The organism is Chitinophagaceae bacterium (assembly GCA_016717285.1).
GTDB lineage: Bacteria > Bacteroidota > Bacteroidia > Chitinophagales > UBA10324 > JACCZZ01.
The window spans coordinates 154,693-166,399 of sequence record JADKFU010000002.1; the positions used below are offsets into that span (position 1 = coordinate 154,693).

Sequence of the window (11,707 nt, forward strand, 5' to 3'; positions counted from 1 at the left end):
GATCCAGGTATTATGGCTGGAGGTTCAATTCCTCCGGGAGCATTCGGTATCTGAATTTCGGTTTGGGATTGAAACTGAAGCAATTGTTTTTTGATTTTTCTATAAGCTTCGGTAATCCATTATTATTATCATAAAAAGCTATCATATGCGCAAAGGGTAGTAGTATAGGAAAGCTTGTTACTGTAATAATTACCGCCACGAGGTCGAACAGGATAGAAGCTCCCAATGTTTTAAGGTTTGTGAGCCACTCATCATCCAAACCTGCTAATAATGTTTCCATCTGTCTGAAAGCATCATCGTCAGAGGGGTTTGGATTAGCAGCAAAAAAGTCGACATAATCCGCAGCTTTTAAATCAACACCTGGATAGACAAGTTTAAACTTTGACCAGAACATAAATAAACCAAAATCAGCATCAGCCTTTGAAAGCTGTCTTGCAGAAGGCTTATCATCCTCACCAACGAAAGGGTTAACATTGTCGGCCATAACGCGTAGAGCTTTGTCGACATCCACTTGAATGAACTTTTGCAAGCAATCTTTTAGCTGAGTAGCAGTTTGGACAATTAAAGACTTAATATTGTTTTCCTTGCTTGCATTATCATTTTTTGCTTTTTCTATTTCTGGTTTAATTGATGAGACTTTATCAAACCAATCTTGAGCTATAATCTTCCTAGCTGCTTCGAATCCATCCTTATATAGAGAAGTCATCAAAGCCTTTTTCAGTCTATCTTCATACGCTAATATAAAGTACTCGTCGATTTTAAAGGGTGGATTTTTTACCAGAACACAGAAACGCTTACATTTTTCAAGCTTGGTTGTTACGGAATAATTTTCCAAAACTTCATAATAGTTATAGGTAACGGTTCGCGACTGATTTGGATTCCGAATTTTTCTGGTTGTACGAGTTTCTTCTCCGATCTCATGAGTTTGTACAATTTTAACTTGAGTAGTGGATTTAATCTTCTCAATGCTTTTTCTTGTCGTTTCATGAATTAGGTCCACAGAATTCTGCAGGCTATTTTTTATTTCCGTATTTACATCGGCATTGATGCTTGCAGAGATTGGAATGGTACCCACAGGTATGGGAATCCCTAAACCGACTCCTGCATTAGCCCCGGTAGTCTGGCTACTTTCATTTGCAACTTGTGCACTGGCCTTTGCGAAAGAACTGATCTCAGAATTTGTCTCAAATTCGGTTGCAGTTACCGTTTCATCTTCTATCTTCAATTTATCGAAAGAAAATACTTCTATAGTTAATTCTTCTTGCGGAGCAAGCGTTATTGAGTTTAGTAGAGTGCCTCTAGAATATCCCATTAAGTTCCAGGTTTGGGCATAATTAGAGAAAATGCCAATCTGATATGTTGGGAGTTTGGGTCCTACTGTATAATCTGGCGGATCGCTTGGCTTTTCTCCCTCTCTTAATTTTTCTAAACTTTCTATTGTAGTTTTATATCTTCTATCCTTTCTAAACTCTAAAAATACTTTATCAAAAAAAGGATATCTTGCAACTAAACCTTCTAATGACCTTGTGCCTAAATTCTTAACAGATGATCTTGCGTCACTTAATAAAACCATTAAGCACTCTTGATATAATTCAGCTGTTAACCAAGTAGTGCCGGGATTATGACCAAAAATCGATCCTGAAATTACGTCATTAAATATATCAAAAAACCGTTGTTGCTTTCTTTTCAGCATGACATCCTCACTAATTAATATAAATCGAACATCAACTTTCACATAAGAAAATATTAAATCATAATCTTCAATAGATAAATAAGGCAAAGTAAAATGATTTCCTCCCCCCTCAATAGGACACCTTTTATCACTAAACAAAAATTCTAATGCCTTTTTATAGTTTTCATCGGAAAGTTCGGATGTGTTTCCCTTTTCCTTTATGCCTGTTAATAATTGTTGACCTGGGAAATTAAGCGGATCCCTATCATTTGGAAGGAGTCAGCTTTCAATTCTATATTAATATTTGTTGTTTCATACCTAATTGGTATCGTACCTTTTAAAATTAGATTTTTAAATTCTCCCTCAGAAATTTTATGTTCACCTAATTTCGTATGAATTGTACCCGTTTTTGCATCTGTTTTGTCGGCAGCTATTGACCTTTTCCCTGCAAACCTTAATAGATAATATTCTTCCTCTTTCCTGATTATTATTTCACCATTTCGACGGATTAGATTAACTTGGCTTAAGTCCAACTCAATGAAATCACCCTTATTTAATGTTACCCGTTTGGTTATTAAATCTTCTATATATACTAATATTAAGGTAGGCTCCTTCGCTTTCTTCTCGGGAGCAGATGTGGGCAAGTAAATATTCTCAATCCCAAGGCAAAAAGGTTCAATTTCTTTCGACTTATATTCCTTTAAATAGTTAGAATCTTTCAATTCGGGAAAAAGCAATGCCAAGGGCAATCCTAGCCTGTAGTACTTTGCTTTGCCTATTTCATTTTTGTTTATCACAGACCCATCTTCTTTATATTGTTCAACTTCAATTTTTAGATCAAATAAATTAATCTGATAGAAACTCATTCGATTTGTAATCGAATTTAATGGCAACACAGGGTTACAATTTGCTGTTGGATCGAATTGTTCGTACTTCATAAGGCTGATTTTTGTATTTTGAAGGTTCTTGGTATGTCGAAATCCGGAAGTGAATTGATCCCTATATTATTTTTTGTTTTCATTTGAGACTGCGATTTCCAAACAAAAGATTCAATTCAAACCATTATTCAAAAGAGTTAATTTTTATTCCTATATAAATAGACACGTTTTTCATCCATGCCGCCGGTAAGTACTTACTGCATTTTCACGACGTAGTTCGTGCTCATTAATTTCTTTTTTCTTGTTTGCAGATCCTCTTCATCTTTGCTAATCTTACTTGACAGTTCAGCACCCTTTGAAAATTCTGTTTTTGCTGTTCTGAGGTACTGAAATATTCAAAGTCAAACGTATAATACTCCTTGTTGCTTACTTCAAAACGTGTATACTCAACCTGGCAACCTTCGAAAAGCGTTTTGTCATCAATTGAAACTTCGGAAACTTGAGAAGGATGGTCAAAGCGATATTTGAAACCAAGTCTTTCCTTGGACGCTATCCTATCATCATCCGTTACTTTTGAAGAAATTAGCTTTTGCTAGATTTCGACCCTTCCTGGAATATTCATCATTGGTTCAACTGAATCTTCCAAACGGTGCTTAATTTCTATATTGCTTTACCTTAACTTTATCCCCAATTGGTGCATTGCTGGACTAGCCAAGTAAAAATCAACGCGCTCAAAGGTCTTATCCCGATAAAAAATTAAATTCTTTGAGTCAACTCTTTTTGTTGCAAACCACCCTTCAAGAGTAGGTTCTGATGATTTTATGAACCAGCGGGCTTCATAACTAGGGGACATAAATCTATTATTTTAACTATTGGGCAGACAAAATCAAAAAGAATTTGTAACATTTCCTGACAATCTGTTACTTTTTTTTCTTCCCATTTTTCAGATGCCTGTAAACGGTCATTTTGGAAACCCCATATGTAGTTGCAATCTTTTGACGCGGTAAACCGTCTTTAATTGCATTCTTAATTTTCTCATCACGAATAAAGTGTCGAAGGGCAGCAAATGAAAATTTCTCAGGGCCAATGAGGAAGTATAGTTTTTCCACCTTCTTCTCACTAAGGAGATCAATAATTTCTTTGAACTTCTTTGTATTATTTTCGGAGAGAGTTTTCATGTGCTCGAAACTTCTGACCCTTCTCTTAAAGTTTTGTTCAGGCATGGAATCAGTACCCGACAAAATTAATTTCATGGTGACATTGCTGCATCACTGAAATCAGGCAATTATTGTATCACTGAAATCAGGGATTGAAATAGCAAAAACCAATTTTTTCGTTACTAAGATAAGATTATATAAATATGTTATTCAATAATATAAAAGTTTTTTAGAATTTTTTTAGATCAGAGATTGTGGTGTTTGAAATGATAAGAATTCTTCTCGTCTGCTATGGAAAAATTTAATTCAAAGCCATCGGAAATTTAAAAAATACTATTGTAAAATACTCACCCCGCCCAATTCTCCTTATCCAAACTTCTATACTGAATCGCTTCTGCCAAATGCTCCACTTTAATATCATCACTTGCTTCCAGATCAGCAATCGTGCGCGATACTTTGAGAATGCGATCATAAGCCCGTGCAGATAATCCCAATTTCTCCATTGCAGTTTTTATCAATTGATCACCTGCCGGTGGAAGCAAACAATACTGCCGCATCATCTTCGTGGTCATCTGTGAATTGGAGTGAACATCTTTATGTTCTGCGAAGCGTTCTTCCTGGAACACGCGTGCTTTAATAACGCGCTCTCTTACCTGGTCACTTTTTTCTGATAGTTTGATGTTAGAGAGTTCACGAAAAGGAACAGGTGTAACTTCAACATGCAGATCAATACGATCCAGCAGCGGCCCTGAAATTCTATTCAGATATTTTTGAACGATGCCTGCACCGCAGACACATTCTTTCTCCGGATGATTGTAATAGCCACATGGACATGGATTCATCGAAGCAATCAACATGAAGCTGGCAGGATAATCAACAGAAAATTTTGCACGGGAAATAGTGACACGTCGTTCTTCCATCGGTTGACGTAAAACTTCGAGCACCGTTCGTTTGAATTCGGGCAGTTCATCCAAAAACAAAACACCATTGTGTGCCAGTGATATTTCTCCGGGTTGCGGATTCATGCCACCACCCACAAGAGCAACGTCACTGATGGTGTGATGCGGCGAACGGAATGGACGTATAGAAACCAACGAAGCTTCTGCAGGTAATTTCCCGGCTACGGAATGAATCTTTGTGGTCTCCAATGCTTCATGCAATGAGAGTGGAGGAAGAATAGTAGGCAATCGTTTGGCCAACATTGTTTTCCTGCACCAGGCGGACCAATCAAAATTACATTGTGTCCACCGGCCGCTGCAATCTCCAAAGCACGTTTAATGTTCTCCTGTCCTTTTACATCGGAGAAATCTATATCAAGATGATTTTGCTGTTCCGAAAATTCTTTGCGCGTGTCAACAATGGTTTGCTCCAGTTCTTTTCGCCATTGAAGAAATGGATCACATCAAGGATGCTTTCAGCGCCATATACTTTCAGATTACTTACGATGCCGGCTTCACGCGCATTTTGTTTGGGAAGTATAAATCCTTCGAACTCTTCTTTACGTGCCTGTATCGAAATGGGTAACGCACCTTTAATGGGTTGCAGTGAACCGTCGAGCGACAATTCACCCATAATAATAAAGCGATGCAATCGTGAAGCATCCACCTGGTTTGATGCTGCGAGAATGCCGATGGCCATGGTAAGATCATAGGCCGAACCTTCTTTGCGGATATCGGCAGGAGCGAGGTTGATCACAATTTTTCTTCGTGGCATCCGATAGCCACTGTATTTGATGGCTGCTTCAATACGATGCAGGGATTCCTTTACAGCATTGTCCGGTAAGCCTACCAGGAAATAATTGGCGCCTTGTCCTACACTCACCTCAGCGGTAATGGTAAGCGCATCAATGCCATTCACGGCACTGCCAAATGTTTTTACCAGTGAACTTCTTGGATCGTCGGACTCGAATGTTTCTATAGATTCTTCTTCTTCATACATAGGAAGAGCTTGCTTTGAATAACATATAAATAATATACAACAAAAAGACACCCTTTGCAGAAATTACTCTCCAGGCAAAGGGTGCCTGCAAATAAATTAATCCTCTCAGCTTAACAAAGTTGCTTCCACACTGATTGGTACGCTCAGCGCTTTGGAAACCGGGCAATTCGTTTTTGCATCTTCCGCACATTCCTGGAATTTTTCAGCGGTAATACCCGGGACTTTAGCTTTTACTTGCAGGTGTGAACCGGTAATTGCTCCACCTTCAAGACTAATGGTGGAAGTGGTCTCAATAGATTCCGGCGTAAATCCAGCTACTCCAAGCACGAAGCTAAGTTTCATGGAAAAGCAACCGGCATGGGCTGCAGCAATCAATTCTTCAGGACTTGTTCCTTCTACATCCTGGAAACGTGTTCTCCAGGAATAGCTGGCATTGTTGAGCACTTTACTTTCCGAAGTCATGGTTCCGCTACCTTCTTTCCCTGTGCCGTTCCAAACGGCGTTGCTTGATCTTTTCATTTTGTTATTGGTTTATTTTAGTTTTTGTCGAAAGATGTTTTAAATATTGAATGGCTAATTGGTTAAATGGCACCTTGTTTAATTGTCCGCTCACTCAAGATGAACCCAAAAACAATATAAACCCTATAAACTTTCTAAACATTTCAAACCCTTAAAACCCTTCAATCCTCTTCCTCCTTCTCCACCGGCATCACATGCTCCGCAACCATCACTTTTTCTCTTACCTTCTTTTCAATTTCTTCAGAGAGTTCAGGGTTATCAATCAACAGTTGTCTTACCGCATCACGACCTTGTCCGAGTTTGTTACCATCGTAACTGAACCACGAACCACTCTTCTGAACGATGTTCAGATCAACACCCATGTCAATGATTTCGCCGGCTTTGGAGATACCTTCTCCATACATGATGTCAAATTCAGCAAAGCGGAAAGGTGGTGCTACTTTGTTCTTCACCACTTTCACTTTTACGTGATTGCCCATTACCACATCGCCGTCTTTAATCTGCCCCAAACGGCGTATATCCAAACGAACAGAAGCGTAAAACTTCAATGCGTTACCACCGGTGGTTGTTTCGGGATTTCCGAACATCACACCGATCTTTTCGCGGAGCTGATTAATGAAGATACAGCAGCATCCGGTTTTGTTGATGGTGCCTGTTAATTTCCGCAATGCCTGCGACATCAACCGTGCATGTAGTCCCATTTTGGAATCACCCATTTCCCCTTCAATCTCACTTCTGGGGACCAGTGCGGCCACAGAGTCAATAACGAGAATGTCTATTGCACCGGAGCGAATCAGGTTATCAGCAATTTCAAGCGCTTGTTCACCATTGTCTGGTTGCGAGATCAGGAGATTCTCTACGTCCACGCCCAGTTTCTGTGCATACAACTTATCAAAAGCATGTTCCGCATCAATAAAGGCTGCGATGCCGCCTTTCCGTTGTGATTGTGCGATGGCATGAATAGCCAACGTGGTTTTACCGGATGATTCCGGGCCATAGATTTCTATTACGCGGCCTTTCGGAAGTCCGCCAACGCCGAGTGCAAGGTCTAATCCTAAAGATCCCGTCGAAATCACTTCCACAGGTTCAATCATTGTATCGCCTAATTTCATAATGGTGCCCTTGCCATATGTCTTGTCGATTTTTTCCATGGTAAGCTTAAGGGCTTTCAGCTTCTCCTGGTTTGCAGTTGCCATAATTGTTTGGATTGTTTAATGATCAAAGAATAAAAAACGAATTTCTATAAAGATTTCAGATAATAAATTATATCAGACGGATTTATTTTTCAACAGATAGAAATGATATGAATAACGATGTTAAATGTAGATAAACAAATTGAATTGAGGTAGCATACTGATTTTTTTGTTAATGGTAGTTCGGCTTTTATAGAATTGCCAAATATTCATTTACAAATCATTAAACCCCTTACCTCAACCTGTCCATCGATCGCAGCAATGCTTCATCTTTTTTAATACCATTACGTGCCAGGATATTGAAGGCGATGCCTGCAATAGGTAAAACCACACCCAACCGGAATTCAAACAAATCAAAATGTTGGAAGAAATGGTGTTCGAGCTGAATCATGAGCAAGCCACCCAGGAAAAAAATGATGTACAGCAGGATATTGCCGGTACAAAATTGCTTCTGTCTTTTCTGTGCTTAAACGAAAAAATGGCCACCAGGTGTGATATCGCCATTAGCACCGGAATTGGCAGTAACAGCAAATGTGTTCCGGCACCAATCACCTGCATTCCGCCATCGATGCTTTCAGCAGTTGTTTGCCAGATGGGGAACAGGTAAAGAAGCAAAGCACAAATCAGGGAAAGAAAAAGGTAAAGCGTCTGGATGCGTTGGATCATAGATCGGGTTGGCTGCTTTATGATATTTTACCGTTATGGTTAACCAGTTGAATGGATGTGCTTTCTTAAAAAATGAACTTCTTATTTCGAACGTAAAATACTGAAGATTTCAAGAATCAGATAAAGCATCTTCTTCAAGATGCATTACCAATCTGAGTTAAGGTTTGGAAAGGATCCGCGAGCAACCGGGTTTGTGTTTATTATTTTGAATCTTTTCCAAATCAATCGCAACAACTGCGCGTAAAAAATGAACTGCTTTTCTTCAGCATACAAACAGGTTATTCCTGAGTTTGACTAAGTTTGAGGCAAGTTCATATTTCCTGATAAAATCTCACCTGTAATTTTTGTGGTTTCCCGCTACCTTCTTGAAATCTCTTACAAAGGCACTGTTTACAGTGGCTGGCAAGTGCAGAAAAATACTTCCAACACTATTCAGCAGGTGGTGAATGAAAAGTTGTCGGTATTGCTGCATGAACAAGTGATGGTAACAGCCTCAGGACGCACGGATGCAGGTGTACATGCATTTCAGAATTTCGCCCATTTTGATCTGGAGAAATCATTACCCGAACATTTTCTACGGAGATTGAATTTTTTGTTGCCGGTAGATATTGCAGTACGAAATGTTTTTTCCGTACCCGGAAATTTCAACGCACGTTTTGCTGCTATCAGCCGCACTTATGAATACTTGATTTGTTATGATAAAAATCCATTCCTCACCGATTTTACTTCGTTTTATCCGTACCCGGAATTGTCAGCGGAAAAACTGAATGAAGCCGCTGATTTTCTTGCAACGCAAAATGACTTCGCTGCTTTCAGTAAAAAAAGAACGCAGGTAAAAACAACTTTATGTGCGATACAATCAGCACGATGGGAACTGGAAGCAACACAAAATCTTTTGCGTTTCCGTATCACAGCAGATCGTTTTTTACGTGGAATGGTACGTGGCCTTGTTGCTACTTCCATCCGTTATGCCCGTGAAAAATTAACGATGGATCAATTGTCACAACTCATCGAAAGCCGTCAGCCACACAAAACAGATTTTTCAGCACCGGCACAAGGTCTTACATTGCTGGAAGTGAAATATCCGGATGGATTGCTTGTGAATATTGATGACTGATTTTTGGTAATCAACCAAAAAATACTGAAATAATGGATTTGAACTTAAATTCAGGATTAAAGCCCTGCCGTCAGACAGGCTGACGTCACACAATTTGTATTTTGCAGCCGAATTAATCAGGATTGAAAAAAATACTCAACAAACTTATTGACTTCCGCCTGCTGCGGCGTGTATTGGGCCTGGTAAAACCGTATAAAAAGCGTTTTTATCTCGCACTCCTGATTGCAGTTTTACTGGCAGTACTTTCTCCTGTTAATCCATTCCTGATTCAGATAACCATCGACCGTTATATTCTTGCCGGCGACTGGAATAAATTACTGATGATGTCGTGCATATTGATGGGAATACTATTTTTTCAGGCGGGCCTCACTTATTTTTTTACCTATAACACGAACTGGTTGGGGCAGTCTATTGTGCGTGATCTTCGTGAAAGAGTGTATGCTCATGTAATTGATCTCAACCTGCGTTACTTCGATCGTACACCTTTGGGAACAGCCACCACACGAACCATCAGCGATGTGGAAGCCATCAATGATATTTTTGCGGAAGGTGTAATCACCATCCTCAGTGATTTGCTGACCATTGTAGCGGTGCTTTCGGTGATGTTTTATTCTTCGTGGCAACTGACATTGGTTTGCTTGTCTGTGCTACCCATTTTACTGGTGGCTGCTTACATTTTTAAAGAAGGCATTCGTAAATCATTTACAGATGTGCGCAACCAGGTGGCACGACTCAATGCTTTTATGCAGGAGCATATCAGTGGCATGAGTGTGGTGCAGGTGTTTAATGCGGAAGAGCGCGAGATGAAAAAATTCAAGCTCATCAACAAGGAACACCGCACTGCAAACATCCGCGGCATCTGGTACTATTCTATTTTTTTTTCCGGTAGTGGATATTATTTCGAGCATTGCATTGGGATTGCTGGTATGGTATGGAGCTTACCAGGTGTTGGATGATCGCACTTCTTTAGGTGTAATGATTTCATTTGTTCTTTATATCAATTTATTGTTTCGTCCTATCCGCATGCTGGCGGATAAATTCAACACGCTGCAAATGGGTATGGTGGCGAGTGAACGTGTATTTAAGTTGCTGGATAACAAAGACGCAATGGAAAATACCGGTAAAAAGTCAGCGGAAAATGTGCGCGGCGAACTTGTTTTTGATCAGGTGAGTTTTGCTTATGACGATGAGAATTTTGTGCTGAAGAATGTATCATTTAAAGTAGGTGCCGGACAAACGCTTGCCATTGTCGGAGCAACAGGAGCGGGAAAAACTTCCATCATAAATATACTCAGCCGATTCTATGAAATTCAAAAGGGTGCCATCTACCTGGATGATGTAAACACAAAAGAGTATGAGCTTTCCTCACTGCGAAGCACGATAGGACTCGTATTGCAGGATGTGTTTTTGTTTTCAGGATCAGTGATGGACAACATTACGTTGCGCAACCCTAACATTACAAGTGAGCAGGTTAAACACGCAGCCATGCTTTGTGGCGTGGAAGAGTGGATTGAAAAATTACCCGGTGGTTATGATTACCATGTAATGGAACGCGGCGCAACGCTATCCGTCGGTCAGCGGCAACTGATTTCGTTTGTACGGGCTTTGGTTTTTAATCCGAAAATTTTGATACTGGATGAAGCTACTTCCTCCATTGATACAGAATCGGAAATACTCATTCAGCATGCGATAGAAAAGCTGATTGAAGGAAGAACTTCTATTATCATTGCGCATCGCTTGTCCACTATTCAGCATGCAAATAAAATTCTGGTGCTGGAAAAAGGAGAAGTGAAGGAAATGGGAACGCATGAAGAATTGCTGGCATTGGATGGCCATTACAGGAATTTATATGAATTGCAATTCAGCAAGAAGAAGGAAGTAATAGTTTGAAATGAATTATTGTTCCTGAAGTTTCATTCCACTGCATTTTTTTTAGTCTTCCATTTCAGCATTAATTGATCCGCATTTTAGAGTGGAAAGCGGAAACTGCTTATGCAAAATAATCACCATCAATTATAAAAATAAAAAAGCTCACCCCTGCAACCCACTGCAAGAGCAAGCTTTATGCTGACGTTCATGCACTATTGTTCAGAACACAAAATCAACACTCCTTTCGCATTTAAAGCTTGGGCATTGCAGGCATTTTCAAGGCTTTAATAGATTTGGTTACCGCTTTCGTGGAAGTTTTCACAGCAGCATAATCACTCGTAAGTGAAGAAGCCATAGCTATTTGTTCGGTAGAAGAAGCCTTAGGAAAAGCATCAAGCTTGCCGCCTAAACCTGTCATTTGAGTATCAAGATCTTTCATGCTGGTCTTCAATTCAGGACTCAACATGTCGGCATTTTGAAGTGCCATGTCCTTATACGGCTTGTATTTGGCCGTAAGTCCGTCAAATTGGTCCTTGGTTTTTGTAAACGTTTTCATTGCTGATTCTGCAGTTACTTGTGCATTGCTGAATTGTGTTCCTGCGAATGCAAGGAAAAGTGTCAGGTACATTACTTTTTTCATGATTAATGGAGGGTTGGTTTAAAATAGTTAGATTAAAAAATGGGATTATCAGGGTGAA

The 11,707-nt window shown here is 39.7% G+C and carries 9 protein-coding genes and 2 pseudogenes; 2 read left to right on the plus strand and 9 right to left on the minus strand.

What is annotated here, in order from left to right; translation table 11 throughout:
- Positions 1-10 precede the first annotated feature (10 nt).
- The 8 genes and pseudogenes from IPO83_03885 to IPO83_03920 all read right to left on the minus strand — a co-directional run bounded on the left by IPO83_03885 (position 11) and on the right by IPO83_03920 (position 8,023).
- Positions 11-1,831 (minus strand): hypothetical protein, encoded by a 1,821-nt coding sequence (locus tag IPO83_03885; protein MBK9730421.1) that lies wholly within the window; start codon positions 1,829-1,831, stop codon positions 11-13.
- Positions 1,832-1,899: 68 nt separating this feature from the next.
- Positions 1,900-2,610, minus strand: coding sequence for a hypothetical protein (locus IPO83_03890; protein ID MBK9730422.1), 711 nt, complete (start codon positions 2,608-2,610; stop codon positions 1,900-1,902).
- A gap of 860 nt (positions 2,611-3,470) precedes the next feature.
- Positions 3,471-3,803 carry a hypothetical protein gene (locus IPO83_03895; protein MBK9730423.1) on the minus strand — a complete coding sequence of 111 codons (333 nt, stop codon included), beginning with the start codon at positions 3,801-3,803 and terminating at the stop codon, positions 3,471-3,473.
- A gap of 251 nt (positions 3,804-4,054) precedes the next feature.
- Positions 4,055-5,645, minus strand: a pseudogene (locus IPO83_03900) (YifB family Mg chelatase-like AAA ATPase).
- Positions 5,646-5,750: 105 nt separating this feature from the next.
- Entirely contained in the window at positions 5,751-6,164 is a 414-nt protein-coding gene (locus IPO83_03905; GenBank protein MBK9730424.1) for an OsmC family protein, read from the minus strand.
- Positions 6,165-6,325: 161 nt separating this feature from the next.
- Positions 6,326-7,360 carry a recombinase RecA gene (gene recA / locus IPO83_03910; GenBank protein MBK9730425.1) on the minus strand — a complete coding sequence of 345 codons (1,035 nt, stop codon included), beginning with the start codon at positions 7,358-7,360 and terminating at the stop codon, positions 6,326-6,328.
- Between the two features lie 229 nt (positions 7,361-7,589).
- Positions 7,590-7,787 (minus strand): DUF4293 family protein, encoded by a 198-nt coding sequence (locus IPO83_03915; GenBank protein MBK9730426.1) that lies wholly within the window; start codon positions 7,785-7,787, stop codon positions 7,590-7,592.
- On the minus strand, positions 7,745-8,023 hold the full coding sequence (locus tag IPO83_03920; protein ID MBK9730427.1) for a DUF4293 family protein: 279 nt from the start codon (positions 8,021-8,023) through the stop codon (positions 7,745-7,747). The genes IPO83_03915 and IPO83_03920 overlap by 43 nt, the downstream gene beginning before the upstream one ends.
- 346 nt (positions 8,024-8,369) lie before the next feature.
- Between IPO83_03920 and truA the strand changes: the two genes are divergently transcribed.
- Positions 8,370-9,140 (plus strand): tRNA pseudouridine(38-40) synthase TruA, encoded by a 771-nt coding sequence (truA, locus tag IPO83_03925; GenBank protein MBK9730428.1) that lies wholly within the window; start codon positions 8,370-8,372, stop codon positions 9,138-9,140.
- 122 nt (positions 9,141-9,262) lie between these two features.
- A pseudogene (locus tag IPO83_03930) lies at positions 9,263-11,030 on the plus strand (ABC transporter ATP-binding protein).
- 229 nt (positions 11,031-11,259) lie between these two features.
- Here IPO83_03930 and IPO83_03935 read toward each other — a convergent pair.
- Positions 11,260-11,649, minus strand: a complete 390-nt coding sequence (locus IPO83_03935; GenBank protein ID MBK9730429.1) for a hypothetical protein — start codon at positions 11,647-11,649, stop codon at positions 11,260-11,262.
- Between the last annotated feature and the right edge of the window lie 58 nt (positions 11,650-11,707).